We start from the raw sequence: 17591 nt of genomic DNA, 5'->3' as shown, positions 1-17591 counted from the left end.
CGGGGGCTGTCCCGTTAAGATTTCACAAAGTTCAGCCGGGTGAAACCTCCGAAAGCTCGGCTAGATCGGCCGCCGGGAGTCGCAGGATGAAAAGGCTCCCTCCGTCCTTGCGCGGCTCGTAGCGCACGCTGCCACGCTGCGCTGTCGCGAGCCCGTGAGCGATGGAAAGGCCGAGCCCGAGGCCGCCTGTGTCCGGCGGGCTGGTGGCCGGGCGGTAGAACGGCTGGAAGATCCGCTCCTGTTCCTCAGTCGGTACGCCTGGTCCACGGTCCGCGACGACGAACTCGAGCCAGTCGCTTTCACGTCGCACCGAGAGCTCGATTGGCGAGCTGGCAGGAGAATACTTGAGCGCGTTCTCGAGGAGATTTACGAGGATACGGAGTGAATGCACGAAATCGAATCGGCCAAGGAGAAGCGGTTCAGCCGGGTCGAGCGTGACGTTCAGCTCGCGGCCATTGAGTGCTCCGGAAACTCGCTGAAGCGCCGCCCCGACAAGATCGTCGGCGGCCTCGATCTCGGTCGCAACAGTGAGCGCACCACCGGCGAGGCGTGACAGGTCGAGAAGGTCCGCGACGAGGCGGTTGAGCCGATCAGCCTCCTCCTGGATCGTGAGCGCGCGATCATCACCCTCTTTTCCGATATCGTGCGCGAGCGCTGTGATCGTGGTGAGCGGCGTCCGAAGGTCGTGCGAAACGGAAGCAAGAAGTGCGTTCTTCATTTCATCCGCGCGGCGCAGCGCTTCGGCGGTCTCCGCGTCTGCAACGAGGCTGACGCGCTCAACTCCGAGTGCCGCGTAATACGAGAGTGCCCGGAGAAAGCGGCGTCTTGGCGCATCGAGAGGCAGTGCGTCCGCGTGTGCCAGGCGAAGAACACCGACAGTGTGATCGTGGACTCTGAGCGGCAGGAGCAGCGTGCGGGCGTTGGTCAGGTCCACCTCGTCGAAATCTGCGTGAGCAGATGCGTCACCGGCAGTGCGCGTGCCGCCATCGGTTCGCTCTACTACAGCGCGGCCGCTTTCGGCGACCCATTCGACCATGCGCGCGCCTGTTGGAAGCCTCGCGTCTGCATTCCCGTCATCACCTGGCGCCGTGTCATTCGGGAAACCGGCGCTGACCGGCTGAGGCGCAGCTCCGCTTTCGGCCATCAGCCTGATCGACCCATCCGCACCGTCGCGCAGATATATCTCGCAGTGCGTGACGTCGAGAGTCTCGCGAATTACCGCTGCCATCGTGCCGAGCGCTTCTTCGGCGCGGCCGGCGTTCAGCGCCTCAGCGCCGATGGCCGACAGCCAGTCGACCTCGGCCGCGCGGTTGCGAGCCTCGGCTGCCTCACTCTGCGCGCGCGAGAGCAGATGCGCGGCCACCATGCTGGTGAGCAGGAAGGCCGCGAGCTCCAGCCAGTCCAGAGGCTTCGCGACCATGAACGTGTAATAAGGCAGTACGAAGAAGAAATTGAGACTGAAGAATGCCGTGACTGCCAGCGTGAGTCCGAGCGTCCGACCCGATCGCGAGCTTGCCCCGAGCACGACGAGGAGGTAAACGAGCGCGACATGCGCCTTCTCGAGAGAGTCGCGAAATGGAAGCATCGCGGCGGTAGCCATGGTGAGCGCGGCGAACCAGAGCAGCCAGTCCAATGACTGGGGCAGGCTGGAGAGCTTTGAGCTGCCGCGCCGGCTCGGGCTTTTCTGAAATCGCCCGGCCAAGGGTCTATGCCTCGAGCTCGAAGCGATATCCGACGCCGGGCTCGGTAACGATGAGCTGCGGGCGAACCGGGTCGCGCTCGAGCTTACGGCGAATGCTCGAGACATGGACGCGGAGATTCTGCTGAGCGTCGCCGTGCTGCCGGCTCCACACCTGGGAAAAAAGCTGACGGTGCGTCAGCGTTCGTCCCGCGTTCGCCGATAGAACTCGCAACAGCTCCCATTCGATAGGTGTCAGGTGCACGGTTTCGCCGTCACGGTGCACCGAGCGCTTCGCGAGGTCGATTGCCACTCCGTGAGCGGTCACGCAGGTGTCACCGCCGACTTCATTGGAGAGGCGAGCTCGGCGCAGCTGCGCGCGAACTCTCGCCTGGAATTCGACCGTGCTGAACGGCTTGGTGATGTAGTCATCGGCTCCCAGGTCAAGCAGCGCCGCTTTCTCGACATCGGAATGCCGGGCGGAGAGAACAACGATCGGTGCGGTGGACCAGCCGCGGATGTCGCGGCAGACATCCGCTCCTGGAATATCGGGGAGTCCCAGATCGAGTACGATCAGATCCGGCTTCTCGGCGGCGGCGAGATCGATTCCTTCGCGCCCCGAAGCGGCGTCGAGTACGCGAGTGTTGTCCCCCTCGAGGGCATGACGCACTACGCGTCTGATCTGTGGCTCGTCGTCAATGATGAGCAGTTTGAGTGCAGGCACTCTGGAATGCTCGTGGTTGGTCAGTTGGAGTGTGTGTCTCTGACCGTATTGACGGCGAGCTCGTTCGACTTTCTGACCGTGTGTTGCAGTGGAGGCATCCCCGGTTCAAGCTCGCGCGTACCAGCATTCGCACCCTTGGCTGACTGGTCGTGCTGGCGGCCTCGCCGGCCGAGCCAGGATCCAACCACGATGAGTCCGATCGCTGCGGCGGCCAGTCCCTTGTAGATAAGGAGCTGAACCATCGCCGGCGTGAGACCGATCTCCGTACCAGTTGCGATGGCCGCAACGGTTGCGACGCCAACGGCGCCGCCTGCGATCACCAAGCCGTTGCCGAGAGAGGACATGCGCATGGCCATGAGGATAAAATCTACCCGGTCGCTGTTCGCCAGTGCTCAGAGCACGACCGGACGAGTCGCTCGCTCCGCCTTCGCGGGCTGCCGTATCACATGAGCGGCGGTTAAGGGCGAATATTGACATCTCCTGGCGACTTAGCTAATACTTAGCTAATCATCCGGCAGTCGAGACGGCCCATGCCAGTTATTACCGTCCATGCGGCGAAAACGAACCTCTCCAAACTCATCGAGCGCGCCGAAGGGGGAGAGGAGATCATCATCGCCCGCGGGAACGATCCCGCGGTGAAGCTGGTCCCGGTGAACCCGCCCGCGCAGCGGCGCTTTGGCTTGTACAAGGGACTCGCCAGGATCGGACCCGAGTTTTTCGAGCCGCTGCCTGACGATGAGCTGCAGGCGTGGGAGGGGCAGGGTGACGGCGCCGGATGAAAGGGATTCTCCTCGACACGCATGCATTTCTCTGGTTCGCCACAGGTGACGAAGACCTGTCAATTGTCGCGCGCGACGCGATCACGAGGACGGACGAGGTTTTTGTCAGTGCGGCCAGCGCGTGGGAAGTGCGGACGAAGTATCGCCTCGGCAAGCTGTCATCAGCTGCTGTGCTGGCGCACGATCTCGCGGGCGCTGTCCGGCGCCTCGAGCTCACTGAGCTGCCGATCACCTTCGCCGATGGAGACTTGGCCGGCGCGCTGGCCGGAACGCATCGGGATCCCTTCGATCGAATGCTGATCGCGCAATCATTGAATCATGAGTTATCGCTCGTCTCCAATGAAGCGGTTTTCGACGAATTCGGCGTAACCCGCATCTGGTGAGTCCGGGATCACATGCAAACGCGATCCCGCCAGCCCCAACGAGACGCGGTTCGTCATCCTCACGCGGTAAGCGCAGGCTACTTCCCAGCGACCGCCGGGGGCTTCACGTACTTGTCGAGCCACTGTGTCATTTCCCAGAGGGTGTGACCGAGTGACTGACGTGCGCGATAACCGTGCGGCTCGGCGGGGAGCATCACGAGGCGGGCCTTCTTGCCGTTCCCCTTGAGGGCCGCAAAGAAGCGCTCGCTCTGCACCGGGAATGTTCCCTGGTTGTCGTCCGCCATTCCGTGTATCAGAAGTATCGGCGCGCTCAGGCTGTCGGCGTAATTGAACGGCGACATAGTCATGTAAACGTCGCGCGCCTTCCAGTAATTGCGGTCCTCCGCCTGAAAGCCAAACGGGGTGAGCGTTCTGTTGTACGCGCCGCTCCGGGCAATGCCGGCGCGGAACAGACTGGAATGCGCGAGCAGGTTCGCCGTCATGAAGGCGCCGTACGAGTGGCCACCAACAGCAATCCGGTTGCGATCGGCAACGCCCATCCCGACAACTTTGTCCACCGCGGCCTTTGCGCTAGCTACGAGCTGCGTCACGTAGGAGTCGTTGGGCTCCTTGTCGCCTTCGCCGACGATGGGCATCGTCGGATTGTCGAGGACACCGTAATCCTGAGTCAGCATGAACAGGTGCGACATGCCTGTTGGTCGCGTGAAGCGATAGGGTGAGCCAGTCACTTGCGACGCGGCACTCGCGCTCTTGAACTCCTGGGGATACGCCCAGAACAGAAACGGCAGTGGACCTTTGGATTTGTCGTAGCCCGGCGGGAGGTACAGCGTCGCCGACAATTGAATGCCGTCGTCGCGCCTGTAGGTGATGAGCTGCTTCGCCACGCCGGCGAACTGCGGCCCGGGATCCTTGAACTGAGTCACCGCGACCAGCGCCCGATTTCCGCCAGAAGGATCGCGAATGAAGTAGTTGGGGACCTCGGTCAGGCTCTCGCGGCGGGTTAGAAAACGCACTTTGTCGGCGTCGAGTAGAACAATAGGCTGCTCATAATGTGGCGCCTCGGAGCGCCACAGGCGTTCGCTCTTCGATTTACTGAAGTCGAAGCGATCGAGGAACGGCCGATCGCCTGCAGGAGATGCACCAAGCCCGATGAGAAACGCCTTCGATTCATCCCTTGTTGTAAAGAGTACCTGATGCCCGAATCGTCCTGCGGTGGTCGCGAAGGTCCCTGGATTAGTGTACGCATCCTCGTATGAACGATCCCACAGCAGCTTCGGCGCTGAGCCCGGCCTCGACGGATCGACAGTCCACGTGATCGCTTTTCGCGTTTTGTCCCAGTATTCGTCGACGATGGCGAGATTATCGCGACCCCAGATAATTGAACCGAAACGGTTCGCCACTTCGATCAACGCCTGAGGGTCGCCGGTGAAGGGTGCGGCAAGAGCGAGCACCCGGTCCCGCCTCGGCACTGATTTCGCTGGATCGCCGTTGTCGAGTGCTTCGACCCACACGACTGTGGCTGGCGCATCCGCGCGCCACGACGGCTGCCTGAGTCCCGTCGCCACAGCGCCTGAAGCGTTGGGCACACGGTCCTGGAGACCGACATCCGCTAAAGTGCGAGCGACGCGCCCGTCTGCGGACCAAATCACCGTGCGCGTCGGGAACCGGAAGCGGGGGACTTGATACGACCACGGCCGGTGAAGTGCTTGAACGAGAATCCACTGTCCATCGGGTGAGGGGCGCGAGGTAATGTAGATCCCTGGTTTCCCGATCGCACTGACATTTCCGTCGAGGGCGATGGACGCGAGTTGCGTGGCGTAGTAGTAATCGAAGCGAGCTTCGTCCGTCTGATTTTGCAGCAGATTCTGAAACGTCGCAGTTCCAGCCGCCGGCGCCGCTTCTGTTTCCTGTATTACGGGACCATTTGGAATTTCCGGTGCTTTTGGCGCGGATGCCCGGTTGGGAATCACCATCCGGCAGAGCAGGGAAGTCGTGGTCGCCCAGGAGCATGGCAGGAAGACCGCGCCGTTCACGTTCCACCGTGTGAGCTGGAGAGATTTACCGGTTTCAGCATCGGCAACCCAGAGATTGAGGGCGCTGTCCGTACGAACGATAAAGGCGACGTTTCGCCCGTCGGGCGACCATAGAGAGCTGATGATGTTTCCCCGCGGAGGGGAAGCGATCTGGATTTCACTCGAGCCGTCGATGTTCCTGATCGCGAGGGCCTTGATGGACGTCTCGTACCAGCTGCCGTTCGTGCGGGGACTTACGCGGTCGCCGGCGAGCGCGAGATATGGCGTGGAAATCTCCTCGATGCCGGGAAGCGCGGCACGCCGCTGCAGCAGCATCCGGTTGCGCTGAGGGCTGAGCGAGACGGCAGGGAGCGGCTCCGCATCGAGCATCTGCGGGATGGGTGCGGGCGGCTGGTTGTAAGTGGCCGGTTGCTGCGCGACGAGCGCCAGTGGCGCAGCGAACAGGCCGAACCGTGCGAGAAGACGTCGCATAACATACCTTGGTGGTCGGTGGGCTCGCGTTACTCGACTTTGAAAAGTACGCGCTGCTGGATGCCCCCGTGAGAGTGCTGCGGCGCATTGACGAAACGTCCACATCAGGATCAGATGACACAGACGGCGAATGCGCGCCAAGCGGATGTCGCTTCACCTGAGGCGATCGTCGCCGCGGTGTATGAGGTGCTCTCCGGTCGCGCGAGAGAGGAGCGTGATTGGGACCGCTGGCGCACGCTCTACGTGCCGAACGCGCGGCTCATTCCAATCGAGAACGACACCGAAGGGACGCCCGCGCCGCGCGTGCTCAGTCCCGAGCAATACATCGCATCACGCAGGCCGCTACTTGCCGCCGGTGATTTCTACGAATGGGAAACGGGGCGCGAAGAGCTCCGATCCGGGAGCGTCGCCCATGTGTGGAGCATTTACGAAGCTGCCCGGACTCGGCGGAGAGCCAATCCGCCGCGGAGCGAACAGCATCCAGCTGTGGAACGACGGGTCGCGGTGGTGGATTCTTTCGGTCACGTGGGACGCGGTCAATGCAGCCGAGCTGACCCGTCCTGATTGATCTCCTGCCACGGAACGTGTGCGTGAGGCCACACGACGCGATTCGGATGAAACAGGTGCGCGAGCAGCTCCACACCCTCGGCGATGCGTGGCCCGGGCCGCGCGAAATACGCGTTGGCGTCGACGGCGTACACGCGGGCATTCAGCTCGCGCGGTACGGACCGCGCGAGCTCGGTTGATTCTTCGAGGCCGTACCCGCACGGCGACACGATAATCGCACCGGGCGAAACCTCCGCGACGTCGTCCCAAGTCATGCGAACGGAATCCTCCCCTGCGCGGCCGAGGGGATCGTCGCCTCCCGCCATCGCCACCATCTCGGGAACCCAGTGGCCGCCGCAGAAGGGCGGATCTGTCCACTCGAGGAAGACTATCCGGCGGCGCGGGACGTCTGACACCGCGGCGTTGACTCGCGCGATGAGCTCGCGATTCGAGCGAACGAGCGATTCGGCCTCCTGCTGCCGCCCAATCGCTTTGCCGACATCCAGAATGTTTTCTTCGACTTCGGCAACGCTGCGCGGGGTGAGAAAGAGAATCTCGGGCGTTATGTCGAAGTCCTTCACCGCGCGGCTCAGCTCATTGCCCGACGGCGCGCATACGCGGCAGAGGCTCTGAGTCATGATCACATCGGGTCGCAACTCGCGAAGCAACATTTCATCTATCTCATACATCGACGCGCCCGTCTCCATTCGCTCCGTAACTGCGCGATCGATGTCTTCGGCAGAGGCGTCGTTCAGCTCGAGTGCCGGGCGACTCACCACGGGGAGATCCGCTACGGACGGAGGATAGTCGCACTCATGCGAGCGGCCGACGAGCTCCGCTCCGGCGCCGAGTGCATGGACTATCTCGGTGCCGGCAGGGAGAAAGGAAACGATTCGTGGCATGGCTATCCGATGTCGCGGGGCATGAAGCGGTGGTTCGGTCGCGCGCGTCTTCCCGTTTCTATCTACGATGTCTGCGGAATCCGCCGGTCGAAACTACGCCGCAGGGCGAGGGCAGCAGCTTCACCGCATGCCGCCGCCCAGATCAATCCGCCAGACCGAGGTGCCCTTTGATATCTCACCAGGATACGCGATAAACCGCCCATCCGGTGACACCTCGAACCCCCACTTCGACGCCGGGTCGCCGCGCGTGATGTTCACCGGCTTCGCGCCTTCGGCAACCGGAATGCGAACAATGTGCGCTTCCGCGCCCGCGCCGCCACCCACCACGAGCACGCCACTGTTGTCCGGCAGCCAGCGTGGCCAATACCAGTAGCTGAGACCCGTGTCGACGATCCTCGGCGGAGCGGCACCCGACGGATCGACGAAAGCCATCAGGTCGGGGGAGCCCGGCCCGCGCGAGTAATGCAACACGAGCTGCTGTCCGTCGTTCGAGAAGGAGATCTCGTTCGAGCCCGGCATTGTCGGCATCGTAAGCAATCGCCGCGGCTGCCCATCCGACCCGGCGGCAATCATGAGATCGAGAGTGTCGCCACGCTCCTGGAGCCAAACCACCCGCTCGCTGTGTACCGCGACATTGGTGCGTCCGATGAGGCTCGCGGGAAGAGAACGCAAGGTTCGAACGTCACCCGGCCCCCGCCATGCCTTCACGTCGAGCCGGTCTCCATGACGCTCGAAGAAATACAGCTCGTCGTGCACCGCCCACGTGCCGCCGGGCCCGTACGGAAAGATCATATTGTGACCAGGTAGAGACTCCGAAATCGTGTGTCGCGTTCCGTTTCCCAGATCGATCGCCGCCAGAGCCCGTGGCTTCGTGCCTTCCCGCCGCGTCGCCTCGAAGAGGTAGCGGCTGTTGGCGCCCTGCGCACTCCATTTCTTACTCTCCGGGAATGTTCTTGGTGCGCCGCCACCCACAGGCACCGCCGCCAGAACGGCCGCTCCCTTCTGCTCGGTCCACGTATACAAAGTCGAGCCGTCTCCGCTCCAGCGCATCACCCAGTCGTACGTGACGGGCGCAGTCACGTCACGGTATGTACCGCCTTCGATTGGCATTATTCGCGTGGGCGCGACGACGTTCGCCTCTATCGCGACGATACTGCGCCCGTCGGCCGTCACCTGGGTGCCGCGGGTGTTGCGATTGGTCGCGACCGTCTTGAGAACGGTGCCGCGTTGATCGACGAGCTTGAGCGTGCGGTCGCGCGGGCCGTCGCCGTTCTCCTCCGCAAGAAAACTCTCGGCGCCGGGACCGACTGTCAGACGACCCAGCGGGAGACCGCGCGATACGACGACGGCCTCACCGCCGCCTGCAGATACACGATGCAGCACGCGGTCCGACTGGTCGGGAACGTTTGTCACGAACAGCAGAGACTTCCCGTCGCGGCTCCATGCTATGTTGCCCGACCGAACCGGCATTCGTGCGATCACGCGCGCAGCGCCCCCAGCGGCGGGTATGACTTTCAGCAGCCGCCGGTCTCTGCCATCCACATAAGCGAGGGTTTTTCCGTCCGGTGAGACGCGGATGAATCCGTTCACCGCGTCGGTCGTTATCTGACGCGGCTCCCCTATTGCGCGACCCCTGCGCGGGTCGAACGTCAAGACCATACCATAGTAGTTCTGATCGCCCGCCTGAGCGGGTCGATTCGAAACGAAGTAGATCGCGCGGCGCGATGGAGACCATTCAGGATTGCTGTCCCACCGTCCCGCGGCGGTCAGATGCTGCGCTTCTCCGATGCCAACGCGGCTCACCGCCAGCCGTGCAGTCGCGGGTGAGCTCATGATCGAGAACGCCACCCATCGCCCGTCCGGCGAGAGTATGGCGGAACCGGCGATGTCACTGGTCTCGCTCGAGAATAGGCTTGTCCGGTTCGAGGTCGCCGGCGGCTGTTGAGCGCGGGCGGGAGACCAGCTGCCGAAAAAGAACGCGAGCGACAGCGCACTTGCGCGAAAAGAGAAGATGCGAGTCATCGAAACTCCTTTTATAGGGTCGGAGCGAAGGCTTTTGACGCGTGCGACTACATGGCGCGAGCTCTCAAGGCAGCGCCTATCGGACGGGACCCATGAGATGCCAAAAAGTTGATCTGCTCCGGTCCGATAGCAAGGGGTGCCTTTATTCTTTGGCCGAGCGCTGCTTGTCTCGCCGATCGTTCACGAGGACAGTAATCAGAACGTACAGCGCCAGTCCCGCGGCGATTATGAAACCGACGAGTCCGAGAGTCCTCCAGAACTGAAGCAGCATGCTGCTCGCGATGAGCAAACCCGCCAGCACCAGGCCCACGAGAATCCGGTTCGCGATCTTCTCCATGCCGGTTAGCAGCGCCGGCAGCTGAGGCGCGTCGATCCTCACCGCAAAATCGCCACGTGACATTCGCTCGGTGATCGTATCGATCCGGCGCGGCAATGCCTGCAGCAAATCGGAGGTCGAGCCCATTATCTCAATGATCCGCCGTGGCGAGAGGTCGTGCCGCGCGGGCTCGTTGGCAATCTCCATCGCGTTCTCGCGCACTGTCTCCGTGGGGTTGAACGAAGGATCGAGCGACCGCGTCACGGCGTCGAGATTGAACAGCGCCTTTGCAAGAAGCGTCAGCTCCGCCGGCAGACGAAGTCCCGCCCGATAGCCGGTGCTGATCATCTCGTAGAGAATAAGCCCTGCGGGCATATCGCTGACGGTCTGATCCGCGTGCTGGGCAACAAGCCCGGAGATCTGGCGGATGTACCCTTTGCGATCGAAGGTCTCGACCTGATCGCCGATGCTTATGAGAACCTCCGCGACCTCTTCGCCGCGGTTGTCGGCCATCGCCAGCAGCAGGCGCACGACGCTGTCGCGCATCCTCTGCGTGAGGTGCGCTGTCATTCCGAAATCGATGAGCGCGAGCTTTGGCTCGGTCGGATCGGCCGGCGCTCTTGCTTCCTGCATCGCCAGCGCCTCGGTTTTGAGCAAGGGCGTCTGTGCTTCACGCGGTTCCAGACGGCGATCAGCCGCACTCGCCTCGGCCGGCGTCATCGGGTTGTCCTCACGCGGAAGCACAACGAAGATGTTTCCGGGATGCGGGTCGGCGTGGAAGTGGCCGACCACCGCAATCTGGTGCAGACAGGCCTTCGAGAATTCCTCGGCCAGCGGCAGGAAGTCGTGGTCGATGCGGGTGATAGGCGGAATCCGGCTGATCTTGATACCGCGTATTCGCTGCGTGGTCAGCACTCGATGCGTGGTGTACGCATCGATGACGCGCGGAATCAGAATGTGCGGAAAGCGCGCGAGTGTGCGGCGGAACATCGCCGAGTTTCGCGCCTCGGTCCGGTAGTCGAGCTCGTCTGCGAGAGCCCGCTCGAGCTGCTGCACCACGCCGATCATGTCCACGCGGTCACCCGCGTTCGTCTGCTCCGTGAGATAGCGCGCCAGCTCGCGGAAGAACTCGATGTCGTCGGCGAGCTGCTCGCGTATTCCGGGACGCTGAACCTTCACAACCACTTCGCGCCCGTCGCGCAGCTGCGCCGCGTGAACCTGCCCGAGACTCGCGCTGCCCAGCGGCTTGTCGTCGAACATCGCGAAGAGCTTGCTGATGCGTGCGCCGAGCTCCTCTTCTATGGTCTTCTCGACGTCGGCGAACGACATGGGCCCGACGCTGTCCTGCAGATGCTCGAGCTCCTTGATGTAAGCCGGCGGCATGAGATCGGGCCGCGTCGAGAGAACCTGGCCGAGCTTGATGTACGCAGGTCCCAGCTCGACAAGACGCTCGCGGAAAGCGACCGCCTTGTCCTTCGCTTCCGCGACGTCCTTGCCGGCGCCCGGCTGCCGTCGGTCGCACCGAGTCCTTCAATGCTCGTGAGGCCCTGGCGCTTGGCGAAATCGAGCAGGCCGTAGCGCGTGAACAGCCCTACGGTAGCCGCAATACGAGGGATATATCGCGGAGCGAGGATGATGAAGCCACGGGGGGCAGGAAGCATGCCCGGCGGAAGGCTGCATTGCCCCGCTCACTCGTTGCGGGAGATATTACCGCATGATCGACGTGAACAACGAAGACAGTGCGCGCTCCGGGCCGGTGAACGTCATCACGGTTCCCAAGCCCTGGGGGCACGAAACAATCTGGGCGCACACGAACCGATACCTCGGCAAAATCCTGCACATAAACGCGGGGCAGGCACTCTCGGTGCAATACCACAATAGAAAGGACGAGACGGTCCACCTGCTGAGCGGCGAGCTCATCTATCGCGTCAAGCTCGGTGACGATCTCGAGGACATGCGGCTCACGCGCGGGCAATCGTTCCGCATCACACCAGGCACCGTGCATCAAATGGAAGCTGTTACCGACTGCGATATCCTCGAGGCGTCTACGCCCGAAGCGGACGATGTAGTCAGGCTGCAGGACCGCTACGGCCGCGAGGGAACGTCTGCTCCATGAAAGTCATCATTCCTCTCGCCGGAAAGGGCACTCGTCTCCGCCCGCACACGCACATCACACCAAAGCCGATGATGAAAGTCGCCGGCAAGCCCGTGATGTCGTACATCCTCGACGATCTCAAAAAGCTCGGAAACGTCGAGGAGATCATCTACATCACCGGGCACCTCAAGGAGAAAGTCGAGGAGTTCGCGCGCGCGTCGCTGGACATTCCGTCGGTGTTCATCGAGCAGAAGATTCAGGACGGGACCGCCGGAGCGATTGCGCTGGCGCGTGATTATGTGGACCAGCCTGTCCTGATCATCTTCGTGGACACGATCTTCGACGCCGATCTCACCGTCGTGAAAACGGTCGACGCCGACGGAATCATCTGGGTGAAGGAGGTCGAGGACTATCAGCGCTTCGGCGTTGTCGTCACGGACAAGGACGGCAACATGACGCAGATCGTTGAGAAGCCCAAGGTTCCGATCTCGAAGCGCGCCAACATCGGGCTCTACTATATAAGAAACTGGAAGCTGCTGTTCGAGGGGATAGACCACGTCCTTCGCTCTCCCAAGAATATGGGCGAGTATTTCCTAACCGACGCTTTCCAGTACATGATCGAGAAGGGCGCGAGGATCAGAGTGATAGACGTCGAAGGATGGTATGACGCCGGCAAGATCGAGACGATGCTCGAGACGAATCAGACCATGCTCACGAAGGGCCGTGCCCGCCGGCCGGAAACGCTCGACGGCACTACGATCATCGATCCCGTCTACATCGAGGACAATGTCACGCTGAAGGGGTCACGCATTGGCCCCAACGTCTCGGTCGGTGAGGGCAGCGTTATCGAGGATTCGGAGATCAGCCACTCGATTGTCGGCAGCGGCGCGAGAATCTCGAAGTCGAAGCTCAGGAACTCCCTCATCGGCGACGAGGCCCGGCTCGAGGGGGTGAACGGAGAGGTCACGCTTGGAGACCACTCCGAGGTGAAGGCCTCGTAAGGAAGCTCGGCCGCAACGTCGTCGCGCTCGGTGCGGTGAGCTTTTTCACCGACGCGGCGACGGAAATGATTTACCCGCTGCTCCCGCTCTTCCTCTCCACTGTGCTGGGCGCCAACGCGAGCTTCATCGGGGCAATCGAAGGTCTGGCCGAGTCCACGGCGGCGGTTCTCAAGCTCGTTAGCGGGTGGTGGTCCGACAAGGTTCGAAAGCGAAAGCCGCTCGTCGTGATCGGCTATGGAATCGCGACGTTCGTGCGTCCGTTCACGGCGCTGGCGCAGAGTGCGACGCAGGTCCTGGTGATCCGCCTGGCCGACCGCGTAGGGAAGGGAATTCGCACGGCGCCCAGGGATGCGCTGCTGGCAGATTCAGTCGATCCGGACATGCGTGGCCGGTCGTTTGGATTTCATGCCGCTGCCGATAATGCAGGCGCGGTACTCGGGCCGCTCGTTGCGTTCGCGCTTCTCAAGTGGGGCGGCTTGTCGCTGCGCGAAGTGTTCTGGCTGGCGGCCATTCCGGGAATCATCGCGTTCATAGTTCTGATCATCGCTGTGCGCGAGGTGAAGCCCGCGGTGAACGACGCAGGGAAATTGTCCGAGGGCTCGCAGCTCGCGGGCGGATCGCAGATCCCTGCCGGATCACAGCTCGCCGGCGCATCGAAGCTGAGTGGCCGCTTCTGGTATTACCTCGGCGTCATTCTGCTTTTCACTCTTGGAAATTCCACCGACGCTTTCCTGCTGCTGCGGGCGAATCAGCTCGGCGTCGCGGTTGCGCTCGCGCCAATACTCTGGGCGTTTTTGAATCTCATCAAGGCGGCGACGGGAACGTGGGGCGGTGCCCTGTCCGATCGCTTCGGGCGGAAGCCGCTCATCATCGCGGGGTGGCTGATCTATGCGGTAGTCTACTTCGGCTTTGCGCGCGCGACTGCCGTTTGGCATGCCTGGGCGTTGTTCGCGCTCTATGGACTGTTCTACGCGATGACCGAGGGGACTGAGAAAGCGTTAGTCGCTGACCTGGTGCCGAGTGCACGGCGCGGGGCGGCTTTCGGCTGGTACAACCTCGCTATAGGATTAGGAGCGCTCCCAGCATCACTGATTTTTGGAGCGATCTGGGACCGCGTTGGTCCCGAGACTGCGTTTATGTTCGGGGCATCGCTCGCGCTGGTCGCCGCGATGGGAATGACGATGGTGAGGCCCGCCACAAGATGAAAGTACTGCTTGTTCTTCCTCTGCTGGTTGCCTGCGCGCACGCGGGTGCGGCGCGTTCCGTGTCCGACCTGAGTACGCAGTATGAGGTCGCGATGACCACGCCCGCCGTCGATGCCCCTTTGCCGCCTGAGTACTCGGGGACGGTACCGCCGTGCGTGGCCAGTAGCGCGGCACCAGTCGCTGGAAGTGCGTGCATGGAAGCTGAGGTCTCGCCTGACGAAGCGGCCGCGTTCCACGCGGAAGCCATGCGCCTCGCTGGTCACGCAGAGGAGACATGTCGCAAGCTCGGTGACGCCATTCAGAATCACCTCTCCGGAGTTCGCATGTACGACAGGGCGATCGTTCGTCGGTCGGGCCCGTACAGGTTCTATGGGGTCGGGCACTCATATCAGAGCAACGGCGAGTGGATGATTCGACTCGCTCGTCGTCTGGACGAGCTGAACGAGCGAACTATCGATGCAAAAGCGCGGACGCTGCGACATGAGATCTCGCACACACTCGGCGCGAAGGAGCAGCGAAGAGGCGAGGAGTGGAGCGCTGCCGACTACGCGGAGCGCTGCGGCTAACTGCGAGACCGCGGAACTACGGAACTACAACAGATTTGGAAAAGCGATTCGACGGATTCAGACGGATTCGGCGGATACTACAGAAATTCTTTTTGGTTAACAGCAACGACGGTCGGGGCTTTGATGATGCCCTCCGTAGTTCCCCAAAAAATCCCGTAGTTATCCGCCAAATCGCCTAAAGATCCGCCGAATCGCTTTTGCAAATCTGTGTAGTTCCGTAGTTCCGTAGTTCCGTAGTTAGCAGCAGCGCGAACCTGGTCGACTGTACTTTCGATCCAGGAGATCGGAGGAGAACTCGTCGCGCGTCATTGGCCGCATGCCTGGATGCTCCGACCGGCAATGCTCGACATACCGCTCATAATCGGGCACGCCGAGCATCGCGCGCAAAGCGCGCCCGAGATTGTCGACAACGGCAAGAACTCGAGTCATGGGGAGTCCGGTTTCAGGGGAACGCGCGCCGGAAGAGTCTCCTCGAAAAGCTCGAAGATCCGGCGGTACTCGTCCGCCCACGATGACGGGCGCAGGAATGCGTGATCCTCGACCGGATAGACAGCGAGATCCCATCCGGTCTTGCCGAGCTCGATGAACCGCTGCGTCAGTCGGACGACATCCTCGAAGAACACGTTGGTGTCCACCATCCCGTGCAGCATCACCAGGGGATCGCGAAGTCCTTCCGCAAAATAGATCGGTGATGAGCGCCGATACGCGAGCGTGTCCGTCTGCGGGAAATTCAGAATCCGCGACGTGTAGCCGTGGTTGTAATGCGCCCAGTCGGTCACGCTGCGGAGGGCAGCGCCCGCGCCGAAGTACTGCGGCTGAGTGAACAGCGCGAACAGCGTGATGAATCCGCCGTAGCTGCCACCGTAGATCCCGATGCGCTCGGGGTTGATCGAGTACTCCTTCGTCAGGTAGCGCGATGCATCCACATGGTCCTGCAGATCGCGGCCGCCCATGTACCTGTAGATCGCAGTGCGCCAGTCACGCCCGTAGCCGTCCGACGCGCGGTAGTCCAGGTCGAGCACCACGTACCCTTTCGACGCGAGGTACTGGTTGAACATGTACTCGCGCGGATACGACGACCAGAAATTACCGACGTTGTGCAGGTATCCCGCGCCGTGCACGAAGATCACGCCGGCGCCGTTTGGCTGCGCACCCATGTCCTTCGGCCGGTAGATATGGGCCGGCACCATCACTCCGTCAGATGCCGGGATCATCACGATCTCCGGCACGATCCACGGAAACGACAGCCACTCCGCGCTCGGCGAAAGCGTGAGCTGCGACATCTCCGCGCCTGGTTGATTGCGTATCAGGAACAGGTCCGGCGGACGGTTCACATACGAGTAGACGTCGGCGAGCCATTCGCCGTTCGGTGATACCACCGCCTGATGACCTCCGGATCTCGTGGTGATTCGCTGCCGCGCGCCGCCGTTCACCGACATCCTATAGAACTGGAGCTCGGACGGCGACACCTCGTTCGTGTGGAGGTAGAACGTTCGTTCGTCGGGGGCGAGCTCGGCGTCTCTCACTTCCCATTTTCCGCTGGTGAGCTGGCGGCGGTCGCTGCCGTCGGCCGCGACAGTATAGATGTGGGCGAAGCCACTCGCCTCGGACACGTACCAGAAGCGACGGCCGCCATCGTACCATCCGCCGCAGTCGTTGCACGGACCGCCCACCCACGCTGTGTCGCGCAGCGTCTCGAGGACCGTCGAGTTGCCGGTGGATGCGTCAATCGCCTGGAGCAGCCGGACTTTGTTATCGGCCGCATACGAGTAGAACGCTGCTCGCGTGCCCGAGTGGTTCCATCCGAGGATCTGGACAAAGCCATTGGTCGAATCGGCGGGGAACGCCTTGATCCAGCGGATCGTACCCGTGGGAAGCGAGAGAAAACCGATACGCCCCCTGTCTTCGAGGTCGCCGACCTTGGAACGAATTGGCACACGGTCCGTGTATCCGGTCTCGGTCACGTATCGCGGGACGTCGGCCTCCTTTTCGCCTTCTGCTGCGATGCGCGTGCGGATCAGAAGTCCGCTGCCCGTCGGTGATACGGACAGCTCGCTGACTTGCTCACCTTTCATCGTATGGTAGGTCTTGAGCCCGAGTGCCTCGCGTTCCTTACGTTCTGCCTTGGCGATGCTGTCAGCACGCACGCGATCGCGAATCGACTCGAGCAGATCGAGCTGCTGCTGTTGAAGACGTCCGCGCTGCCCAGTGGGCTTCGCCGAATCAACGGGCTCGGGTCCGGCGCGGAGATCAGTGAGCTGGCGGACAAGACCATCCGACAGGTCGATGAAGTACACATTATTATCGCGCACGAAGAACACGCGTCGTGCGTCCAGCGCGAACTCCGGACTGCTTTCGCGCGCGAGCGTCTGCGTGAGACGGCGCGTCGCTCCCGTCTGAAGGTTGTTGATGTAGACGTCGCCGTTGTACTCGACCGCTTCGAGCCGGTTGTCACGCGAGCGCCTCCCCCGCGAAACGAGTGCGCCCGCGGAATCGAACTGAGCCAGCGAGACGCGCTCGGGTTTCGAGCCGGCTACCGCGCGAACGCGGTACTGTTTCGGCGTCTCGCGCCAATCCTTCCCGGGCTCCACCCAGTTGAAGTAGATCCACCTGCTGTCGGCGCTCCAGCGCACGTTGGCAGGCGGACGGCCGTACAGCTCGGGGCCGCGCATGATGTTCTTGATCGAGAAATCGAAACTCGATTGTTGCTGTTGAGCGGCGAGAGGCAAGGCGAGCAGAACTGCCAGAAAAACGATTGAACGGATCGAACGGATCAGGGACGGAGGGGATTGAATGATTTTAAGCATCAAACGGATAGTGGTTGGAGTTTGACGTGCTTTCTGCGACATGAAACAAACACCCAGATAGTG

Annotated in this window: 16 protein-coding genes; 7 read left to right on the top strand and 9 right to left on the bottom strand. The window is 62.2% G+C overall.

The window, feature by feature from the left end; genetic code table 11:
* Nucleotides 1–31: 31 nt before the first annotated feature.
* From VES88_00275 to VES88_00265, 3 genes are read right to left on the bottom strand one after another with little or no spacing between them, the layout of a single operon-like run.
* A complete protein-coding gene (locus VES88_00275; GenBank protein ID HYN79906.1) occupies nucleotides 32–1702 on the bottom strand; it encodes an ATP-binding protein in 1671 nt (556 codons plus the stop codon).
* Nucleotides 1703–1706: 4 nt separating this feature from the next.
* Entirely contained in the window at nucleotides 1707–2402 is a 696-nt protein-coding gene (locus VES88_00270; protein HYN79905.1) for a response regulator, read from the bottom strand.
* A gap of 20 nt (nucleotides 2403–2422) precedes the next feature.
* On the bottom strand, nucleotides 2423–2752 hold the full coding sequence (locus tag VES88_00265) for a hypothetical protein (GenBank protein ID HYN79904.1): 330 nt from the start codon (nucleotides 2750–2752) through the stop codon (nucleotides 2423–2425).
* A 180-nt stretch (nucleotides 2753–2932) separates the two neighbouring features.
* Here VES88_00265 and VES88_00260 point away from each other — a divergent pair, with 180 nt between their 5' ends.
* Both VES88_00260 and VES88_00255 read left to right on the top strand, forming a co-directional pair.
* Nucleotides 2933–3181, top strand: a complete 249-nt coding sequence (locus tag VES88_00260) for a type II toxin-antitoxin system prevent-host-death family antitoxin (GenBank protein HYN79903.1) — start codon at nucleotides 2933–2935, stop codon at nucleotides 3179–3181.
* A complete protein-coding gene (locus VES88_00255) occupies nucleotides 3178–3564 on the top strand; it encodes a type II toxin-antitoxin system VapC family toxin (GenBank protein HYN79902.1) in 387 nt (128 codons plus the stop codon). The genes VES88_00260 and VES88_00255 overlap by 4 nt, the downstream gene beginning before the upstream one ends.
* A gap of 77 nt (nucleotides 3565–3641) precedes the next feature.
* Here VES88_00255 and VES88_00250 read toward each other — a convergent pair whose 3' ends face one another.
* Entirely contained in the window at nucleotides 3642–6068 is a 2427-nt protein-coding gene (locus VES88_00250; GenBank protein HYN79901.1) for a prolyl oligopeptidase family serine peptidase, read from the bottom strand.
* Between the two features lie 114 nt (nucleotides 6069–6182).
* Between VES88_00250 and VES88_00245 the strand changes: the two genes are divergently transcribed.
* Nucleotides 6183–6632, top strand: a complete 450-nt coding sequence (locus tag VES88_00245) for a hypothetical protein (protein HYN79900.1) — start codon at nucleotides 6183–6185, stop codon at nucleotides 6630–6632.
* Here the strand turns inward: VES88_00245 and VES88_00240 are convergent.
* The 3 genes from VES88_00240 to VES88_00230 all read right to left on the bottom strand — a co-directional run bounded on the left by VES88_00240 (nucleotide 6605) and on the right by VES88_00230 (nucleotide 11237).
* Complete coding sequence (locus VES88_00240) at nucleotides 6605–7516, bottom strand: ABC transporter substrate-binding protein (protein ID HYN79899.1); 912 nt, start codon at nucleotides 7514–7516, stop codon at nucleotides 6605–6607. The genes VES88_00245 and VES88_00240 overlap by 28 nt on opposite strands.
* A 120-nt stretch (nucleotides 7517–7636) precedes the next feature.
* Nucleotides 7637–9538, bottom strand: a complete 1902-nt coding sequence (locus VES88_00235; GenBank protein ID HYN79898.1) for a hypothetical protein — start codon at nucleotides 9536–9538, stop codon at nucleotides 7637–7639.
* A gap of 142 nt (nucleotides 9539–9680) precedes the next feature.
* On the bottom strand, nucleotides 9681–11237 hold the full coding sequence (locus VES88_00230; GenBank protein HYN79897.1) for an AarF/ABC1/UbiB kinase family protein: 1557 nt from the start codon (nucleotides 11235–11237) through the stop codon (nucleotides 9681–9683).
* A gap of 331 nt (nucleotides 11238–11568) precedes the next feature.
* Between VES88_00230 and VES88_00225 the strand changes: the two genes are divergently transcribed.
* Genes VES88_00225 through VES88_00210 form a run of 4 tightly spaced genes read left to right on the top strand, consistent with a single transcriptional unit; the run spans nucleotide 11569 to nucleotide 14721 of the window.
* Nucleotides 11569–11970 carry a cupin domain-containing protein gene (locus tag VES88_00225; GenBank protein HYN79896.1) on the top strand — a complete coding sequence of 134 codons (402 nt, stop codon included), beginning with the start codon at nucleotides 11569–11571 and terminating at the stop codon, nucleotides 11968–11970.
* Nucleotides 11967–12950, top strand: a complete 984-nt coding sequence (locus VES88_00220) for a sugar phosphate nucleotidyltransferase (GenBank protein ID HYN79895.1) — start codon at nucleotides 11967–11969, stop codon at nucleotides 12948–12950. Before VES88_00225 ends, VES88_00220 begins: the two co-directional genes overlap by 4 nt.
* 35 nt (nucleotides 12951–12985) lie before the next feature.
* Nucleotides 12986–14155, top strand: coding sequence for an MFS transporter (locus VES88_00215; GenBank protein ID HYN79894.1), 1170 nt, complete (start codon nucleotides 12986–12988; stop codon nucleotides 14153–14155).
* Nucleotides 14152–14721, top strand: coding sequence for a hypothetical protein (locus VES88_00210; GenBank protein HYN79893.1), 570 nt, complete (start codon nucleotides 14152–14154; stop codon nucleotides 14719–14721). Before VES88_00215 ends, VES88_00210 begins: the two co-directional genes overlap by 4 nt.
* Before the next feature lie 237 nt (nucleotides 14722–14958).
* Here the strand turns inward: VES88_00210 and VES88_00205 are convergent, their stop codons facing one another.
* Together VES88_00205 and VES88_00200 are read right to left on the bottom strand one after the other, a co-directional pair.
* On the bottom strand, nucleotides 14959–15150 hold the full coding sequence (locus VES88_00205) for a YbdD/YjiX family protein (GenBank protein ID HYN79892.1): 192 nt from the start codon (nucleotides 15148–15150) through the stop codon (nucleotides 14959–14961).
* Nucleotides 15147–17528 (bottom strand): prolyl oligopeptidase family serine peptidase, encoded by a 2382-nt coding sequence (locus VES88_00200; protein ID HYN79891.1) that lies wholly within the window; start codon nucleotides 17526–17528, stop codon nucleotides 15147–15149. Before VES88_00200 ends, VES88_00205 begins: the two co-directional genes overlap by 4 nt.
* Nucleotides 17529–17591: the final 63 nt, after the last annotated feature.

Source organism: Gemmatimonadaceae bacterium, assembly GCA_035633115.1.
GTDB lineage: Bacteria > Gemmatimonadota > Gemmatimonadetes > Gemmatimonadales > Gemmatimonadaceae > UBA4720.
This window is presented reverse-complemented; position numbering and strand designations above follow the sequence as displayed.

Coding starts and splice junctions, on each gene's coding strand:
- VES88_00265 (HYN79904.1), bottom strand. CDS start 2,752: ATGCGCATGTCCTCTCTCGGCAACGGCTTGGTGATCGCAGGCGGCGCC.
- VES88_00260 (HYN79903.1), top strand. CDS start 2,933: ATGCCAGTTATTACCGTCCATGCGGCGAAAACGAACCTCTCCAAACTC.
- VES88_00255 (HYN79902.1), top strand. CDS start 3,178: ATGAAAGGGATTCTCCTCGACACGCATGCATTTCTCTGGTTCGCCACA.
- VES88_00250 (HYN79901.1), bottom strand. CDS start 6,068: ATGCGACGTCTTCTCGCACGGTTCGGCCTGTTCGCTGCGCCACTGGCG.
- VES88_00245 (HYN79900.1), top strand. CDS start 6,183: ATGACACAGACGGCGAATGCGCGCCAAGCGGATGTCGCTTCACCTGAG.
- VES88_00240 (HYN79899.1), bottom strand. CDS start 7,516: ATGCCACGAATCGTTTCCTTTCTCCCTGCCGGCACCGAGATAGTCCAT.
- VES88_00235 (HYN79898.1), bottom strand. CDS start 9,538: ATGACTCGCATCTTCTCTTTTCGCGCAAGTGCGCTGTCGCTCGCGTTC.
- VES88_00230 (HYN79897.1), bottom strand. CDS start 11,237: ATGCCGCCGGCTTACATCAAGGAGCTCGAGCATCTGCAGGACAGCGTC.
- VES88_00225 (HYN79896.1), top strand. CDS start 11,569: ATGATCGACGTGAACAACGAAGACAGTGCGCGCTCCGGGCCGGTGAAC.
- VES88_00220 (HYN79895.1), top strand. CDS start 11,967: ATGAAAGTCATCATTCCTCTCGCCGGAAAGGGCACTCGTCTCCGCCCG.
- VES88_00210 (HYN79893.1), top strand. CDS start 14,152: ATGAAAGTACTGCTTGTTCTTCCTCTGCTGGTTGCCTGCGCGCACGCG.
- VES88_00205 (HYN79892.1), bottom strand. CDS start 15,150: ATGACTCGAGTTCTTGCCGTTGTCGACAATCTCGGGCGCGCTTTGCGC.
- VES88_00200 (HYN79891.1), bottom strand. CDS start 17,528: ATGCTTAAAATCATTCAATCCCCTCCGTCCCTGATCCGTTCGATCCGT.